This is a genomic window from Dysgonomonas sp. PF1-14 (assembly GCF_029892965.1).
In the GTDB taxonomy this organism is placed as follows: domain Bacteria; phylum Bacteroidota; class Bacteroidia; order Bacteroidales; family Dysgonomonadaceae; genus Dysgonomonas.
This window is the reverse complement of the sequence record NZ_JARXWN010000010.1, coordinates 121,765-139,155: the sequence shown is the minus strand read 5'-3', so window position 1 is coordinate 139,155 and position 17,391 is coordinate 121,765. Positions and strand designations below refer to the sequence as shown.

The 17,391-nt window shown below is 40.1% G+C and carries 16 protein-coding genes; 13 read left to right on the top strand and 3 right to left on the bottom strand.

The window, feature by feature from the left end:
• Positions 1-747 precede the first annotated feature (747 nt).
• The 3 genes from M2448_RS13095 to mtaB are packed head-to-tail and all read right to left on the bottom strand — an operon-like array spanning position 748 to position 4,007.
• Positions 748-1,776 (bottom strand): glycosyltransferase family 2 protein, encoded by a 1,029-nt coding sequence (locus M2448_RS13095; RefSeq protein WP_280646348.1) that lies wholly within the window; start codon positions 1,774-1,776, stop codon positions 748-750.
• Complete coding sequence (locus tag M2448_RS13090) at positions 1,773-2,693, bottom strand: lysophospholipid acyltransferase family protein (RefSeq protein WP_280646349.1); 921 nt, start codon at positions 2,691-2,693, stop codon at positions 1,773-1,775. Before M2448_RS13090 ends, M2448_RS13095 begins: the two co-directional genes overlap by 4 nt.
• A 3-nt stretch (positions 2,694-2,696) precedes the next feature.
• A complete protein-coding gene (gene mtaB / locus M2448_RS13085; RefSeq protein ID WP_280646350.1) occupies positions 2,697-4,007 on the bottom strand; it encodes a tRNA (N(6)-L-threonylcarbamoyladenosine(37)-C(2))-methylthiotransferase MtaB in 1,311 nt (436 codons plus the stop codon).
• Between the two features lie 178 nt (positions 4,008-4,185).
• On the opposite strand from mtaB, the gene M2448_RS13080 reads away from it, so the two are divergent.
• The 13 genes from M2448_RS13080 to M2448_RS13020 all read left to right on the top strand — a co-directional run bounded on the left by M2448_RS13080 (position 4,186) and on the right by M2448_RS13020 (position 17,273).
• Positions 4,186-5,853, top strand: coding sequence for an AMP-binding protein (locus M2448_RS13080; RefSeq protein ID WP_280646351.1), 1,668 nt, complete (start codon positions 4,186-4,188; stop codon positions 5,851-5,853).
• A 175-nt stretch (positions 5,854-6,028) separates the two neighbouring features.
• Entirely contained in the window at positions 6,029-6,250 is a 222-nt protein-coding gene (locus tag M2448_RS13075) for a hypothetical protein (protein ID WP_280646352.1), read from the top strand.
• A gap of 177 nt (positions 6,251-6,427) precedes the next feature.
• Positions 6,428-7,288, top strand: coding sequence for an ABC transporter permease (locus M2448_RS13070; protein ID WP_280646353.1), 861 nt, complete (start codon positions 6,428-6,430; stop codon positions 7,286-7,288).
• Positions 7,289-7,310: 22 nt separating this feature from the next.
• Positions 7,311-8,570 (top strand): ABC transporter ATP-binding protein, encoded by a 1,260-nt coding sequence (locus M2448_RS13065; protein WP_280646354.1) that lies wholly within the window; start codon positions 7,311-7,313, stop codon positions 8,568-8,570.
• 1 nt (position 8,571) lies between these two features.
• Positions 8,572-9,537 carry a hypothetical protein gene (locus tag M2448_RS13060; protein WP_280646355.1) on the top strand — a complete coding sequence of 322 codons (966 nt, stop codon included), beginning with the start codon at positions 8,572-8,574 and terminating at the stop codon, positions 9,535-9,537.
• Between the two features lie 101 nt (positions 9,538-9,638).
• On the top strand, positions 9,639-10,604 hold the full coding sequence (locus M2448_RS13055) for a glycosyltransferase (RefSeq protein ID WP_280646356.1): 966 nt from the start codon (positions 9,639-9,641) through the stop codon (positions 10,602-10,604).
• Positions 10,605-10,615: 11 nt separating this feature from the next.
• A complete protein-coding gene (locus M2448_RS13050; RefSeq protein ID WP_280646357.1) occupies positions 10,616-11,836 on the top strand; it encodes a glycosyltransferase in 1,221 nt (406 codons plus the stop codon).
• Positions 11,833-12,621: a glycosyltransferase family 2 protein gene (locus M2448_RS13045; RefSeq protein ID WP_280646358.1), complete on the top strand. Its 789-nt coding sequence runs from the start codon at positions 11,833-11,835 to the stop codon at positions 12,619-12,621. The genes M2448_RS13050 and M2448_RS13045 overlap by 4 nt, the downstream gene beginning before the upstream one ends.
• 11 nt (positions 12,622-12,632) lie before the next feature.
• On the top strand, positions 12,633-13,487 hold the full coding sequence (locus M2448_RS13040; protein WP_280646359.1) for a glycosyltransferase family A protein: 855 nt from the start codon (positions 12,633-12,635) through the stop codon (positions 13,485-13,487).
• An 18-nt stretch (positions 13,488-13,505) separates the two neighbouring features.
• Entirely contained in the window at positions 13,506-14,360 is an 855-nt protein-coding gene (locus M2448_RS13035; RefSeq protein ID WP_280646360.1) for a glycosyltransferase, read from the top strand.
• Positions 14,361-14,428: 68 nt separating this feature from the next.
• Entirely contained in the window at positions 14,429-15,550 is a 1,122-nt protein-coding gene (locus M2448_RS13030) for a DegT/DnrJ/EryC1/StrS family aminotransferase (RefSeq protein WP_280646361.1), read from the top strand.
• Entirely contained in the window at positions 15,547-16,245 is a 699-nt protein-coding gene (locus M2448_RS13025) for a WbqC family protein (RefSeq protein ID WP_280646362.1), read from the top strand. Before M2448_RS13030 ends, M2448_RS13025 begins: the two co-directional genes overlap by 4 nt.
• A gap of 74 nt (positions 16,246-16,319) precedes the next feature.
• Complete coding sequence (locus tag M2448_RS13020) at positions 16,320-17,273, top strand: hypothetical protein (RefSeq protein ID WP_280646363.1); 954 nt, start codon at positions 16,320-16,322, stop codon at positions 17,271-17,273.
• Positions 17,274-17,391: the final 118 nt, after the last annotated feature.

Here is a 17,391-nt window from a genome sequence, read left to right as displayed (position 1 = left end):
CGGTTTGACGGCTGAAGGGGACAAACGGGCTATCGCCCCATCCCCTTCTACGCCGCCTGCACCGGACAGGTGCCCGCTTGCGGAGCTAATGCACAGAGTCGCACGCGCCGACAAGGCAGGCTAATCGTCACTCAATCGAGCGTCAGCCCGCGCCGTTAGCTTTATGGACGGGGTACCCGTAGGGTGAGAAAGGCGTAAAACAAAAACGTGTTTGAGCTTAGCTATCGGTTCGTATTATGCAAAAGTCATGAGCGAGTTTTTTTTGTTTAGCCTTTGAGCCCTCTAACGGGTCGTCCTATGAAGCGTGGCGCTAAAGACTTTTTGATTCCTTTTGGGGCTTAGGCCAAAAGGAATGCAAGCAATCTGTGATTGCGCGCAGTAGAAAACAAACGAACAATTAATTCCGACTACTGATTCGTATAAGTTATAAATTAACTCGAAAAGCGATCTTTGAATTGATAAATTGGCGGGGAGTCAGTTAATAAGCAGGTGATACAAAAAGTAATGAAAAAATGAAACAGTGCAAAACCATTACTTTTACATACGCTTTGCTCCTGTGACCGTTGGTTGTTACTTTTTAGTTAAAATCGTCTGATCTGATATGCTGAAGAATGAAGTATCTCTTGATAAACGAAGGGAAGAGACTCTTACCTTTGGTCAGAGTAACAGCACGAAAAGTAATGAAAAAGAAAAAAGGTGGAATCCGTTACTTTCGTTACATTTTAGTTAAAATATGGGAGATAAGCTTTAATTAAAGCTCTTTAGCTTGGAGTACACTCTGACAAACCGGAGATAATATGCCGCCAGTACACTTTTGGGATAGATTGTTTTAACCTGATTAACAGTTCTTTTTGTCAAGTTTTCCTGTCTTGCACTTCTGTAGTTCCGTCTGTTGTCGTAAAAGTCTTTGTGCGCTCTGATTACTTCTTTCGCATTCGCATATTTTCCAGTCAGGGTAAACTGCACAGCTGCTATATAGTCGAGAATCAGGCGTATGATCATTACACGTTTCAGGTGTTTTTGTGGCAGGTTCTTATAGAGCATCAACAGGTTGTTCCTGAAGTTGAGGAATGTCTTGCGCGGACTCTCTTTTTTTAGAGTCGCAGCTCCTACATGATATACTGTAGAGAACGGCAGGCATACAATCCGTTTTCCGCGACAGTTGAGACGCCAGCATAGGTCTATTTCTTCCATGTGCGCAAAAAAGCTCGCATCGAAGCCTCCGGCAGTAAAGAATTCTTCGGAGCGAATGATCAGACAGGCACCTGTAGCCCACAATACATCTATAGGTTCATCGTATTGCGCAAGGTCTTCTTCTACGCGTTGGAATATTCTACCTCTGCAAAACGGGTATCCGTATTTGTCTATGAATCCACCCGATGCACCTGCATATTCGAAATAAGGCTTGTTTCGTTGTGCTCGTATTTTGGGCTGTGCAGCGGCAATGTCTCTATGTGTATCGAGGTATTCGATTACAGGTATCAGCCAGTTATCGGTGACTTCTACATCAGAGTTGAGCAGTACAAAATACTTGGCATCAATTTCTCTCAGTGCCCTGTTGTAGCCGTCTGCAAAACCATAGTTCTGAGGAAGCACAATGCGTGTAACGGGAGGGTATGTATTCTCAAGAAACAAAAGCGAATCGTCGGTAGAGCCATTGTCGGCCACCACGATTTCCACATCGGGATGTGTTGTGTATTGCAGCACTGATGGCAGAAACTCTTCGAGCAGTTCCTTTCCGTTCCAGTTGAGTATTACAACGGCTACCTTTTTCATTTGCGGTGTTGTTGTATTTGTTCCACCTCTTCGCGGGTTCTTTTCCAGCGTTTATGTGTCCACAGCCAATAGGCAGGATTTCGGAGTATTGTTTTCTCCATAGCCTGTATGTAGGTGTCGGTGATTCTGTTTTCCGGCTCGGCAAGCGGGTTGTCGGTAACCAATCTTACGGTGGCTTTGTAATATCCCCGCTTGATTTTCTCCATATCCAGATAGATCACCGCATAACCTGTTTGTTTGGCAATACGCTCCACACCTGTAAATACGGCACTATCCTGATTCAGGAAGTTAGTCCAGTAATGTATGTTGGGTACAGACGGAGTCTGATCGGCCATGAAGCCGATGAGTACCTGTTTTTTCTCGCGGCGGAGTTTCACAATCATGCGTAGTGTGTCGTTCTTAGGGATGCCTAGCGAGCCGAAGCGGCTGCGTATCTTAAGGAATAAATCGTCGACAGCCTTATTACTCAGCGGTTTGTATATCTGTCCTAATATTTTGTTCTCATCTCCCTTGTCTCGAAAATCCATAGTGATAGACGGAATCCATTCCCAGTTGCAGTAATGACCGAGAAACATGAGTACAGAGTTTCCGTCTTTCATCAGGTCTTTTATCTGCTCCACGTTTTCGAATTGCATCCGTTTCTTCATCTCTTCATCCGAGACGTGCAGTAGTTTCAAGGTTTCTACAAAGTAGTCGCAGAAGTGGTGGTAGAACTCCCGTTCTATTGTCTTTCTCTCCTTGTCTGTTTTGTTGGGGAAAGAGAGTGCCAGATTATGCCTGACTACTTTCAGCCGATAACCTGCAACTTTGTACACCAAGAAGTAGAGTATATCGGAAAGTATATATAGTACACTGAATGGCAGCAATGCATGCAGATACATCCAGCTATACATTATATAATAGAGTAGTTTGTTCATTGCTTAAGCTTCTACGAGTGCTGATTTTATCCCATTGAAAGTGCCTAAGGTAACTATTTTTATCTTATTGGCTTTATTCTCATGGAATGGAGTTTGTACTTTTATGTAATTTTCGGTAAATCCGTACATTATATCATCGTGTCGTGTGTGTTCGAATAACACTTTCCGTTCGGTACCTTGTTGCGACTGATAGAATGCTTCGAGTTTCCGGTCAGACAGATCGAGTAAAACTTTGCAGCGCGCATGTTTTGTTTTGGGATCCACTTCATGGTCTATCTTCAATGCCTGTGTATTTGGACGTTCCGAGTAGGTGAATACATGCAATTGTGAAAAATCGAGGCTTTCCAGAAACTGCCTGGCTTCTTCAAAGTATTCGTCTGTTTCACCTCGTGTGCCTACTATCACGTCTACACCGATAAAGGCATCGGGCATCACCGATTTTATCTTTTCCACTTTGTGGCGGAATAGTGCAGTGTCATACTTACGGCGCATCAGTTTCAACACTTCGTCGGAACCCGATTGCAATGGTATATGGAAATGTGGTGCGAAGCGTTTCGATGAGGATACAAACTCAATGATCTCGTCCGTCAGCAAATTGGGTTCGATGGACGATATGCGGTAACGTTCGATTCCTTCTACGTTGTCGAGCGCTTTTATAAGGTCGATGAATGTTTCTCCGGTTGTCCTGCCGAAGTCTCCGATATTTACACCAGTCAGTACGATTTCTTTTCCGCCTTTGGCTGCTACTTCCTGTGCTTGTTTTACCATGCTGTCGATAGAGCCGTTGCGGCTGCGTCCGCGAGCAAAAGGTATGGTGCAGAATGAACAAAAATAGTCGCAACCGTCCTGCACTTTCAGAAAGTAGCGGGTGCGGTCGTCCTGCGAGCAGGATGGTACGAATGATTTTATCTTGGCTGTCTTGGAAGTGTGGATCACTCCCTTGTCTTTCTTTTTCAGTTCGTCGAGGTATGCAACCACGTCCAGTTTCTGTTCAGAGCCCAGTACGATGTCCACACCTTTTATTCCGGATATGTCTTCGGGTTTGAGCTGTGCGTAGCATCCTGTAACGATAACGTATGCGCCGGGATTTTCCTTTATCAGTTTGCGTACTGCCTGACGGCATTTCTTATCGGCAAATTCGGTGACCGAGCAGGTGTTTATGACACATATGTCGGCAATCTCGCCCTCGCGTGCTTTGCGCACACCTACCTGAGAGAGTTGTTTGCCGATAGCTGATGTCTCTGCAAAATTAAGCTTGCAGCCCAGTGTAAGATAGGTTGCCTTCTTATTTTCAAATATTGAATGATCTATCATTGTTTTGAGAAAAACCTAAATAAGTAATATTGAACTATATACTATTTCCTTTCGATGAAAGGTAAATCTAAAAGAGTACAAAATTACATAATTGTTGCAACTTTACCGATAAAATACTTGTAGATTCTGAGCAGACTTTTTATTTTTGCACAAAATCATCAAAAATGAGCAATATTATATGGTTGATAAAAATCTAATAGAATTATACGAAAACAGTTTTAAATATAATTGGGACTTACAAGGGCTATCCGATTATTCAGAGAAGAAAACGCTATACTATAAAGACCTTGCCCGCGAAATAGCCCGCATACATATCCTGCTGTCAGAAGCTCAGGTGAAGAAAGGCGATAAGGTTGCCCTGATAGGTAAGAATAATATTCCCTGGTGTGTCACATATCTGGCTGTACTAACCTATGGAGCTGTGATTGTTCCTATCTTGCAGGACTTTCATGCCGATAGCATCCAGCATATCGTAAATCATTCTGAGTCGAAGCTTATGTTTGCCAGCACACAGATATGGGATTCTTTAGATGAGGATTATTTGCCTGCCATCAGAGGTGTGTTTTCTATAAACAGTTTTAAGTTTTCCTGCTTGTATGAGCAGAAAGGGGAGAGATTGTCAGCGATAGTAGAATCTCTGGATAATAAGATGGCAGAGAAGTATCCGAACGGCTTTACAGCAGATGATATAAAATATGCAAAGGTAGATAATTCGGAACTTGTGCTGATCAACTATACATCGGGTACAACGGGCTTCAGTAAAGGTGTAATGCTTTCAGCTAACAATCTGGCGGGGAATATTACGCACGCCCATTACCTGAAATTGCTTTTCAGGGGGCAGAATATTGTATCGTTCCTGCCGTTGGCTCATGCCTATGGATGTGCATTCGAATTTCTTTATTCGCTTACCGAAGGTTCTCATACCACATTGCTGGGGAAAGCCCCGTCACCGAAGATTTTGGCGGAAGCTTTTGCTGAGATCAAACCGCATCTTATAATATCGGTGCCGTTGGTTATCGAGAAAATATACAAGAAGTCTATACTACCTAAGATAGAAAAACCTGCCATTAAGATGGCATTGAAGATACCAATTGTAAGAGATCAGATATATGCTAAGATCAGAAAGGGTATGATGGAAGGGCTCGGAGGTAATTTCCATGAGGTTATCATTGGTGGAGCGGCCTTGAATGGTGAAGTAGAAGCTTTTCTGCATAAGATCAAATTCCCGTTTACAGTAGGCTATGGTATGACCGAATGTGCGCCGCTGGTTTCTTACGATCACAACTATGACTTTATACCTACATCGTGCGGAAAGGTCTTGGATAATATAATGGAAGTGCGTATCGATTCGGAAGATCCTTACAATGTTGTAGGTGAAATACAGGTAAGGGGCGAGAATGTGATGATGGGTTACTATAAGAATGAGGAAGCCACTAAGGCTGCCTTTACTGAGGACGGATGGCTCAAAACAGGTGACTTAGGGACAATAGACAAAGATTACCGTATATTTATACGTGGACGTAGCAAGACAATGTTGCTGGGGCCTAGCGGACAAAATATATTCCCGGAAGAAATAGAGTCGAAGCTGAATAATATGCCTTTTGTGCTTGAAAGCCTTGTGGTGGAGCGCAATGGAAAACTGGTTGCATTGACACATCCCGACTATGAGACAATGGATGCTGCTCACGTAGATCAGGAAATGCTTCCGGCTATAATGGAACAGAACAGGCAAAACCTGAATAAGATGCTCTCAAACTATGAAAATATATCTGCTATACAGATATATCCAAGTGAGTTTGAGAAAACTCCTAAAAAAAGCATAAAAAGGTATCTGTATGATAATTAGTGTCTTATGTAGCAAAAAGTAATCAGAGAGTAATTGCCTCTGAAAAATCTGAAAAAAAACACTAAAAAAAACATAATTGTGTTATACAACATCTGAATAATATGTATATCTTTGCATCGTGTTATCAGGAATAACTCAAATACATTTACCGTTTAAGTTTTAATAGAAAAGAAAAATGAAAAAATTAGTTTTATTTGCTGTTGCTGTTGTTGCAATTTCTTTCGCATCATGTGGTGGAAACAAAGTTGATCCTCAAGTGGAAAAACAAAGAATCGAAGATTCTATCAAAGCTGCTACTGAAGCTGAAGCTGCAAAACTTCAAGAACAAGCTCTTCAAGACTCTTTAGCTAAAGTACAAGCTGAAGCTGATTCTATCGCCGCTGCTGCGAAGAAATAATAGACAGACTACAGTAAAAAAAGATTAGACCTATATGGGAGTATTCCCGTATAGGTTTTTTGTTTTTAACCAAATATATCTGTACTAATAGCCTCATTCTGTCTGAATATCTGTGAAAAATGATTATCTTTGCACGTCGAAAAATAAGCACAAACAACCAAAAATAAATTTATATAAATGGAATCCGAAAAAGAGCATTGGGATATCATTATAAAACCCCGAAGTAGCAACTTTTCTTTAAATCTGGGTGAGATATGGAAGTACAGGGATCTCATCAGGATGTATATCCATCGTGATATTGTAACCATGTATAAGCAAACGGTTTTGGGGCCGTTGTGGTACGTTATACAGCCAATATTTACTACAGTAATGTATATGCTGGTTTTTGGTGGTATTGCAGGTATTGCTACAGATGGTATCCCTCAGCCGATTTTTTATTTGTCAGGGCTCATTCTTTGGAATTATTTCACTGAGTGTCTTGGACGCTCTTCGGGTACATTTAGTTCTAATGCGAGTGTGTTTAGTAAAGTTTATTTTCCTCGCCTGGTTGTCCCTATTTCAGGACTGGTTTCGAGCCTCGTAAAGCTGGGAATACAAATGGCCTTGTTTCTGGCTTTCTATTTCTATTTCTATTTTAAAGGAGAAGTATCAGCTCCAAATTCGATGATACTGATGGTTCCTGTTTTGGTTCTTATTACAGCACTGTCTGGCTTTGGTATTGGTATTGTAATATCATCTTTAACTACAAAATATAGAGACCTGACATTCCTGTTTGGTTTTATTGTTTCTCTATGGATATATGCTACCCCTATTGCATACCCACTTTCAGCTATTCCTGCAAAGGTCGGTAATTTTAAATGGGTAGTAGAGTACAATCCGATGACGCCTGTTGTAGAAGCTATGCGCTATGCATTTACAGGTTCGGGGCAATTCTCATGGTTTGGAGTGATGTACAGTCTGCTATTTGCAGTCATTATTTCTGTAATCGGTATCTGGATCTTCAATAAGATAGAGCGTAAGTTTATTGATGTTGTATAATATCTAAATTGAAAGGAAAAATATGTCGGATATAGCTATAAAATTTGAGAACATCTCTAAACAATATCGTCTGGGGGTAGTAGGTACAGGTACTATAAGTCACGATCTTAACCGGTGGTGGCACACAGTAAGGGGTAAGGAAGACCCATATCTTATGGTCGGAGAAGCAAATGACCGGTCGGTAAAGGGAGATAGCAAGTATGTATGGGCACTGAGAGATATTTCTTTTGATGTAAAGCAAGGTGAAGTAATCGGTATCATAGGAAAAAACGGAGCAGGAAAGTCAACATTACTTAAGATATTGTCGAGGGTAACATCTCCGACTATTGGTACTATAAAAGCGAAAGGGCGTATTGCTTCCCTTCTGGAAGTAGGTACGGGATTTCATCCGGAACTTACTGGTCGTGAAAATATATATATGAACGGTTCTATAATGGGTATGACAAAATCAGAGATAACCAGTAAACTGGATGAGATAGTTGATTTTGCCGGTATAGAAAGATATATTGATACTCCTGCCAAACGTTATTCATCGGGTATGACTGTGCGTCTTGGCTTTGCTATTGCTGCACATCTGGAACCGGAGATACTTGTTGTAGACGAGGTGCTAGCTGTGGGTGATGCCGAATTTCAGAAAAAGGCTATCGGTAAAATGCAGGATGTATCGCGTGGAGAAGGTCGTACAGTACTTTTTGTGAGTCATAATATGGGTTCGGTTAGAAGTTTGTGTAATAATGGTATATTATTGCAAAACGGGAGTATTGATTTTTCGGGAAATATATCAGATGTAATTGATAGATATCTGACCTATCAGGAAAATAGTGGAGACAAAGGCATCTTTTATCCCGATCAGGCATTGGAAGATAAATTTACGTTTATTAAAGTATATAATAGTTTGGGAAGAGAGACTACCGAAATAATATCGGGAGACCCGATTTCTTTTAAAATAGGAATACAAAACTCTACATTCGATAAAAGTATAGGTATCGGAATTTATTTTAAAAACCGGTATGGAGAACGTATTGGAGGAATTACATCTTTTTTTGGAGAGATCAATGATAGTTACTCTAAGATGAAGGATGAGCGAATTGTACATTTGCAGATGCCCCAGATTCAACTGACTCCTGGCACATACACGATGGAGTTAGCCCTTGCTAAAAAGAATTTGCGCAGGTTAGATTATCATGAAGAAGCCATGAATATAACGGTTATTGATGGTATCCCAAATGTAGATAGCAGTATAGGTTATTTCTTTCTTAATGGCAGATGGACAATAGAATAAAATGAATATTTTAGTTGCAAATCATCAGTTGGTCAAAACCGGAGGGACGGAGAACTATACGTATGCTATAATCGTCGAATTGCTAAGACTAGGACATACTGTAGAATATTTTGCATTTCTTAGAGGGGAGATTTCGGATAAGATAGAAGCATTAGGAGTGAAATTCAGGTCTAAAAAGACTTACGATCTGATTATTGCAAATCACAATACAACTGTGGAACTACTATACAGGTACGGATTTATTATACAAACCTGTCATGGTATGCTACCGGATCTCGAACAGCCAGCGCCACATGCCGATCATTATGTTGTTATCAGCTATGAAGTACAACAATATCTCAAGGCTAAAAACATAGATAGTACTCTTATTTATAATGGAGTTGACTGTGAGCGCTTTTCGCCCAAAGGGGAGATAAAAAATACACTTACATCTGTGTTGTCCTTGTGTCAATCAGATGAAGCAAATAGATTTATATCAGACTGCTGTAGTGAGATAGGTGTCGAATTTGAGAAATTGAATAAGCATACTGATAACCTGTGGGAAATAGAAACGGTTATAAACAAATCTGATCTGGTAGTGGGTATAGGAAGGTCGTTATATGATGCAATGGCTTGCGGACGAACTGTTATATCATATGATAATAGAAGCTATAGCAAAGATTTTGGTGATGGGTATCTGAATAAAGAAAATTTAGAACAGTCTTTGATGTATAATTGTTCGGGGCGCGGAATGCAAAAAACTTTTACAAAAGAGACCTTCGTCAAAGAGCTAGAGAAATACAGCAAAGAAGATGGCATCTATATGAGAAATTTCGCATTGGAAAATTTTAATATAAAATTGAGCGTTAGCCAATATCTGGATATAGCACCTAAGGCGTTTACCTTGAAAAAAATGAAAGTGAAAAAATTTTTTCAACTGATCCAAGGTTATATTCTATATCTATTGGATCATGTAAAAAATAAATAGATTGCAATTATAATATATAGGTGCGAATATCAAATGCTATTTGGTTAATTTTTAATATTACATTTGATTCGTAATCGCTGATGTAAATAATTATTAATCAAATGTATATTTCTATTATCCTCCCTAATTATAACCATGCTCCCTTTCTGAACGAGCGCATAGATTCTATACTGAATCAGACATTTCAGGACTTCGAACTGATTATACTTGACGATAAATCTCCTGATAACAGTAAGGAAATAATAGAGCAATATCGTGGGAACAAACATATTTCCCATATCATATACAATGAAGAAAATTCAGGCTCTACCTTCTATCAGTGGAATAAAGGTATCGGTCTGGCTAAAGGGGAATATATCTGGATAACCGAAAGCGACGATTATGCCGATCCCCGTATGTTGCAAACGCTTTACGATAATATAACAAAAGAAGAAAACATAGTCGTTTCTTACTGTCAGTCGTATAATGTAAACCAGCATGGAGAAGTTAATGGAGACTGGTCTGATCATACTAAAGAACTTGCGCCGGAATTATTCGCCCGAGATTTTTTGATGGATGGAGAAAAATTTATCCATAACTATTTGATATATAGAAATGTCATACCTAATGCCAGTGCAGTGCTTTTCAGTCGTGAAGCATTCCTGCGTGCAGGCGGGGCTGAGACAAACATAGGCTTTGCCGGAGATTGGTTTGTATGGCTCAAAATCGTATCTTTAGGAAAAATTGCTTTTACGTCCCAAATATTGAATTATTACAGAAGGCACGATAAAAGTATTGTAACAAAGGCTCTTTCTGAGAATGAATCCCGTAAGAATCTGTTTCTCAAAAAGCATGATTTACGTATGCGGTTAGTGTACGATAAATATCAGAAAAAGTATAAAACAGATAATGTAGTGCGCAAGCTAAACAGGGAGAATATTGTCGATGACTCTTTTGTGGAAGCACGATATCTGTGGGTACATGGTAAACGGACAAATAGTTTGAAATATTATTTGCAGGCATTACGATATTCAGATAATAAATTGAAAACGATAAAAAGAGCATTCGGTTTCTTTACAAAAAAATAAAACCAAACAGCATGAAGATCGTTCAGATATCATCCACAGCCACATACGGTGGGGCAGGCATAGCCGCACTGAGGCTTCATCAAAGCCTGATGAAACATTCCGGTATAGAGTCGGTCTTTGTGCAAAGGCTTCCGGTTGATGCCGGATTCGCAGAAGAAAACAATATATATACTGCCGCTACAGGCCGAGGACTTATCACACGTTTCAGAAAAAAATACAATGTACATACCGAGCACTATCATTGGGTAAATCTGAATAAATACCCGGCTGACTATGAAATTGCTACATTTGGTACCACGTCGTACCGGCTCGAAGAATTGCCTGTAATAAAGGAGGCGGACATAATTCATTTGCATTGGGTTGCCGAATTTTTGAATTATCCGACATTCTTCAAAAATATAAAACAACCCATTGTCTGGACATTGCATGATATGAATCCTTTTCGGGGAATGTTTCACTACAGGGAAGACGAAGAAAAGAATAGAGTGAATTTCGGGGAATTAGATAAGAAAACACTCAGGATAAAAACCGATGCGATACACAAACATAAGAATATCAATGTTGTATGCTTGTCCGAATGGATGAAGGGGCGGTCGCAGGCAAGTGAAGCTTTTGGTATCTATCCCCATTATTTGATACCCAACGGCCTCGATTTTTCTAAATATCCGGTTTTGGATAAACACTTAGCAAAAAAGGCTGTAGGAGTAGATAATGCTCTTCTTACTATCTTGTTTGTGGCTAACGGAAGCCATATTTATCGTAAAGGTTTCGATCTTGTGGTAGATGCGCTAGCCGCACTGAACAGGAAAGATTACAATTTGATAAGTGTAGGGGGAGATAAAATAGAAGTAGGTACCGATATAAAGCATATTCATCACAACCGGATAGATAATATCGCACAGCTTAATGAATTGTATTCTGCGGCGGATATGACCGTATTGCCCTCGCGTGAAGACAATCTTCCTAATGTAATGCTGGAATCGTTTGCCAACGGTACGCCTGTTATGAGTTTTACCAACGGAGGGATGGCAGAACATGTAAAGACCGGAGAAAATGGCGTATTGATTAACACAATAGGAAGTGCACCTTTAGCGCAGGGAATCGAGGATTTCTTGAATAATAGATATATCTTTGATAGCGAAAAGATAAGGGATTATGCCTTAACTCATTTTTCCGATACATTGCAGGTAGAGAAATATATTAACCTGTACAAAGAGATACTGAATAGATGAAGCTGTCTGTAGTCACCATAAACTATAATAATGCAGCAGGACTGAGGAAAACCATAGAAAGTGTAGTTCCTTACCGTTCTGCTGATACTGAATATATTATTATAGACGGGGGCTCTTCCGACGATAGTGTCGATCATATAAAGGAATATGCCGACAGGATAGACTATTGGCTAAGTGAGCCCGATAAAGGCATATTCAATGCCATGAATAAAGGGATGAAACAAGCCAAAGGCGACTATCTGCTATTTATCAATAGCGGCGATATGCTGATACAAGATATAAACTTCGATAAAATACTGGCACATCTGAATGGCGAAGATATGATCTATTTCAATATAGAGATGGCTTATCCCGATGCACTTGAACATTTTGGTGACACATATCCCGACAGACTCGATTTCAAATTCTTTGCAGAGCGTTCACTGCCTCATCAGGCTTCTTTCATAAAGAGGGAAACCCTGTCAGAGTACGGCGGATATGATGAGAGTATGAAGATAGCTGCCGACTGGGCTTTCTCAGTAGATGCTGTTTGCCTGAAGCAATATAGTTATAAGCATATAGATGATTGTTTTTCTATCTATTTTCTTGATGGGCAGAGCTCTATGTCGGAGAACTATAACTTGCTTTGGGAAGAGAAAAGGCAGCACATCGAGAAGAATTATCGGCTGTATTATAGCCTTTATCAGGAGTGGCGCGAGAAGAAAAATGAATTATATAAATTAAAGACGTCGGTAAGCGTCAGATATCTGAAAAAAATAGGCCTGCTGAGATGGCTTAAATTATAAATTATACTGAGATGAATCCTATCATATCTGTCATAGTACCTTGCTACAATCAGGCAATATATTTGCCCGAAGCCTTGCAGTCTGTTCTCGATCAGGACTATCCGCATTGGGAATGTATTATAGTGAATGACGGTTCACCAGACAACACAGAAGAAGTGGCTAAGCAATGGACAGAAAAAGATAGCCGCTTCAGATATTTCAGTAAGGCAAATTCAGGTGTATGTGATACCCGAAACTTCGGTGTGAAGCAAGCCATAGGAGAATATATTATTCCTTTAGACGGTGATGATAAGATCGGTACCCGTTATTTTAGTGAGGCGATAGCCGCCTTTACAAGCGATCCTACCATCAGGCTTATATTCAGCGACACCATATTGTTTGGTATTGTGAATGATAAAAAGATCAATCCCGAGTTTGTGTTTGAAAGTATGCTGACCGAAAATCAGATATTCAATTCGGCGATATTCCGCAGGGCTGATTTTCTAGAAGTAGGTGGCTACAATCCGAATATGGTAGATGGCATAGAAGACTGGGATTTTTACCTGTCGCTAATCCGTCCTGACGACAAAGTCGTAAAACTTCACGATTATCACTATTATTATCGTATCAAAGAGGTATCGCGTTCGGCAGATATAGCCCGCCATACCGAAAAAAACGATGCAATGCTTTTACAAATGTTCAGGAATCATGTACCTTTGTTCCTCGAATATTTCAATCCTGTAAGAGATCGTATAGAAGCCGAAACATACAAAAGAGAATTACGCTGGCATTATCATACAAAAGAATACCGTCTGGGACGTATTCTTTTTGCTCCGTATAACGGCTTGAAAAAGCTCTATCACAGTATGTTCTCTAAAACGGATTAACCACCGATACAAACTGTTATGAAAGTAAACGTTATACTCATTACATACAATCATGCCAACTATATCCGCCAGACGCTGGAAAGTATTCTGATGCAGGAAACTCCTCACGATGTGGAGATCATAGTGGCGGACGACTGCTCCACCGATAATACAGTAGGCATTATAAAGGAGTATGAAGATAAAACCCGTTTTACATTTACATTTCTTTCCCGAACACAGAATCTGGGCTATGTCCGCAACTATCAGCAGGCTTTTGCCGCATGCGGGGGTGACTATGTTGTCATTATGGAAGGAGATGACTATTGGGTAAAACCATCGCATATACAAAACCATGTCGATCATCTCGAACAACTACCCGAATCCTCCATGAGTTACAACAGGCATATCCGTTTGTTTGCCGATCAGAACAGGGAAGAGATATTCGACTGGACAGCTGATAAGGATTACGAATCGGTAACAACAGAGCAATTGACTATGAGTAACCGTATAGGTAATCTGTCGTGCTGTGTCTTCAGAGGCAAGCTTATAAGGGAGATAGACCGGAAGCTTTTCGATATGGAGATAGCTGACTGGATGCTGGGTATGTATATGGGGCAGTTCGGAGCGTTACTGTATCTGAAAGATGTGACTTCGGCATATCGCATACACGACAACGGTCAGTGGTCGCGGATGGACGAAAAAGCCCAATGCCTGCGGGTAATAGAGCTGATAAACGAATACGATAAGTATTTCGATTATAAATATACAGATACATTCACAAAGCATAAACGACGGTTAGAGATATTACTGTACGGCGATAAATCATTAAGAGGATTTATCAAGAATATCACACCGGAATTTATCAGACGAATATATAGAAAAACAGTTAACTAATGATAAGTTATAAATTATGAGTTATGAATATTTGTAACTCGTAACCTGTAACTTGTAACTTTAAAAATATGAGCAAGAAAATAATGGTTACACAGCCCGCTCTTCCGCCATTGGATGAGTTTATACCTTATCTGCAACAGATATGGGACAACAAGTGGCTGACAAATAACGGGCCTTTTCACGAGCAGTTTGAAAAGGAACTGGCTGATTATCTTGGCGTAAAACATATATCCGTATTTGCTAACGGAACACTGGCGTTGATAACTGCTTTGCAGGCATTGCGTATTACCGGTGAAGTTATCACTACTCCATTCAGTTTTGTGGCTACGACTCACTCTCTGTGGTGGAACAATATCAGGCCTGTATTTGTAGATATAGACGACAAATATTACAATATAGATCCTAAAAAGATAGAAGCTGCCATCACGCCGCAAACCACAGCTATTATGCCTGTGCACGTTTACGGTAATCCGTGCGATGTGGAAGAAATCCAGCGTATTGCCGACACCTACGGATTGCGTGTGATTTATGATGCTGCCCATGCCTTTGCAGTGAAAAAGGACGGACATTCGGTGATGAACTGGGGTGACTTGTCCATTCTGAGCTTCCATGCAACGAAGGTGTACAACACCATAGAAGGCGGTGCAATCGTTTGTCAGGACGAAAAGACCAAACAACGTATCGACCTGCTCAAAAATTTCGGATTCAGAAACGAGACCACTGTAATAGAACCCGGTATCAATGCGAAGATGAACGAGTTGCAGGCAGCATACGGATCGTTGCAGTTGAAGTATGTGGATAGCTATATCTCAAAACGCCTCGAACTGGCAAAGCTATATGACAGCCTGTTGCACGATGTTAGAGGAGCTACTATAATGGCAGTAGGAGAGGGTGTAGAGCATACCTATCCATACTATCCGGTACGTATCAATGCTGCCGAATATGGTATGACGCGTGACGACTTGTATTTCAAATTGCAGGAATACGATATTTTCGGTCGTCGCTATTTCTATCCGCTTATCAGCGATTTCCCAACATACAGGGGATTGCCTTCGGCTACGGCAACCAATCTGCCGGTGGCTACTCAGATAGCCAAAGAGATTATCTGCCTGCCGATGTATGCCAATCTGGAGTTTGAAGAAGTAAAGAATATTTGTGATTTAATAAAGAATAAGCCTTGGGAGAAATGAAACTGGGGATAATGCAGCCTTATTTTCTGCCATATATCGGCTATTTTCAGTTGCTGAATGCAGTTGATAAATATGTGATATATGACAATATACAATACACTAAAAAAGGCTGGATAAACCGTAACCGCATTTTACAGAACGGAAAAGATTTGCTTATAAGTGTGTCGGTAGAGAAAGACTCCGATTATTTGGATATAAGGGATCGTGTAGTCTCTGCCGGATTCGACAGAAAGAAGCTATTGAACCAGATACGCGAGTCATACCGTAAAGCTCCCTATTTCGGTGAAGTAATGCCTTTTATAGAAGAAATTGTAAACTGTGAGGACACCAATCTGTTCGACTATGTATATAACTCAGTAAAGCAAGTGTGTAATTATCTGGATATAAAGACCGAGATAATAGTTTCCTCGACTCTCGATATAGATCATTCGCTGAAAGGGCAGGATAAGGTTATTGCCATCTGTAAAGAGCTGGGAGCCACTGACTACTATAATGCGATTGGAGGACAGGAGCTTTATACTGTAGAGGACTTTAAGAAAGAGAATATAAATCTGCATTTCGTATCTACCAACCCGATAGAGTACAAGCAGTTTGCCAACGAATTTGTGGCATGGTTATCTATATTGGATGTGATGATGTTCATTTCGGTGGATGAGATCAGAGGAATGCTGGGTAATTATAAGTTAGTACAATAGGTTCAAAGTTTACTAGCTTGCTGGTTTTTATAAAGACTAGTAAACTAGGATACTAAAAACTAATAAACTAAAAGATGAAAGAAATAGGCGGATTTTTTGAACTTCAACTCCGTAAAGGGGAACATTATCATAAAGGGGCTGTACAACTGAACACTGCCCGAAATTGCTTAGAATATATTCTCAAAGCTAAGAAATATAAGAAGATTTATATTCCTTATCTCGATTCGGAAGTGATATGGGAGCCTATGGAAAAGCTCGGGATAGAATATGAATTCTATTCAGTCGATTTCAGAATAGATCCTATATTCGATAAAGAATTAAAGGACGGAGAGGCTTTCTTTTACTCCGATATTTACGGTATAAAGTGCAATACAGTTGAAAAACTCGTAAAACGATTTGGCAAACAACTGATTGTCGATAATACACATGCGTTCTTTTCCCAGCCGTACGAAGGTATCGACACCATTTATTCACCGCGTAAATTCTTCGGGTTGCCCGATGGAGCTTACCTGTATACCGATACCTTGCTTGATGAAGAACTTGAGCAGGATATGGCAATCCCACACATGACGCATTTGATGAAACGTATCGAATATGGTACGGCAAATGCTGCTTATCAGGATTATCTCGATTATTGTGCCGGGCTGATTAATCAGCCTATTAAAAAAATGTCGAATCTTGGAGAAGCTTTGCTAAAAAGCATTGACTATGATAACCTGAAAGAAAGACAGGTCAGGAATTTCCAATACCTGCATTCTGTGCTGGGGAAAGAGAATAAATACGAATTCGATGATTTTCCGGCAGATACCTGTCCGCTGAGTTATATGTTCTATTCGGAAGATGCGAACCTGAGAAAGAAACTGATCGAAAACAAAATATATGTTTCCACTTACTGGAAAGCGACCTTAGATTTGGTCAAAAAAGATTCAGCTGAGTATAAAATTGTAAACTATTTGTTGCCTCTGCCTTGCGATCATCGTTACGATGAGGAAGATATGAAAAGGATAGTGGAGGTGATAAGAGGATAAGGAATAAACCGATTTGTCAGATTTATTCGGTTTTATCTATATATAGTTGATGGCGTTTAGCATTTTAGCTTATAATTAAAAGAAAAAGTAATAGAAAATAAAAACAGGAGAAATCGTT

Bases quoted from the DNA above. Each gene is read 5' to 3' on its own strand.
- M2448_RS13095 (WP_280646348.1), bottom strand. From the start codon at position 1,776: ATGAAAAAGGTAGCCGTTGTAATACTCAACTGGAACGGAAAGGAACTG.
- M2448_RS13090 (WP_280646349.1), bottom strand. From the start codon at position 2,693: ATGAACAAACTACTCTATTATATAATGTATAGCTGGATGTATCTGCAT.
- mtaB (WP_280646350.1), bottom strand. From the start codon at position 4,007: ATGATAGATCATTCAATATTTGAAAATAAGAAGGCAACCTATCTTACA.
- M2448_RS13080 (WP_280646351.1), top strand. From the start codon at position 4,186: ATGGTTGATAAAAATCTAATAGAATTATACGAAAACAGTTTTAAATAT.
- M2448_RS13075 (WP_280646352.1), top strand. From the start codon at position 6,029: ATGAAAAAATTAGTTTTATTTGCTGTTGCTGTTGTTGCAATTTCTTTC.
- M2448_RS13070 (WP_280646353.1), top strand. From the start codon at position 6,428: ATGGAATCCGAAAAAGAGCATTGGGATATCATTATAAAACCCCGAAGT.
- M2448_RS13065 (WP_280646354.1), top strand. From the start codon at position 7,311: ATGTCGGATATAGCTATAAAATTTGAGAACATCTCTAAACAATATCGT.
- M2448_RS13060 (WP_280646355.1), top strand. From the start codon at position 8,572: ATGAATATTTTAGTTGCAAATCATCAGTTGGTCAAAACCGGAGGGACG.
- M2448_RS13055 (WP_280646356.1), top strand. From the start codon at position 9,639: ATGTATATTTCTATTATCCTCCCTAATTATAACCATGCTCCCTTTCTG.
- M2448_RS13050 (WP_280646357.1), top strand. From the start codon at position 10,616: ATGAAGATCGTTCAGATATCATCCACAGCCACATACGGTGGGGCAGGC.
- M2448_RS13045 (WP_280646358.1), top strand. From the start codon at position 11,833: ATGAAGCTGTCTGTAGTCACCATAAACTATAATAATGCAGCAGGACTG.
- M2448_RS13040 (WP_280646359.1), top strand. From the start codon at position 12,633: ATGAATCCTATCATATCTGTCATAGTACCTTGCTACAATCAGGCAATA.
- M2448_RS13035 (WP_280646360.1), top strand. From the start codon at position 13,506: ATGAAAGTAAACGTTATACTCATTACATACAATCATGCCAACTATATC.
- M2448_RS13030 (WP_280646361.1), top strand. From the start codon at position 14,429: ATGAGCAAGAAAATAATGGTTACACAGCCCGCTCTTCCGCCATTGGAT.
- M2448_RS13025 (WP_280646362.1), top strand. From the start codon at position 15,547: ATGAAACTGGGGATAATGCAGCCTTATTTTCTGCCATATATCGGCTAT.
- M2448_RS13020 (WP_280646363.1), top strand. From the start codon at position 16,320: ATGAAAGAAATAGGCGGATTTTTTGAACTTCAACTCCGTAAAGGGGAA.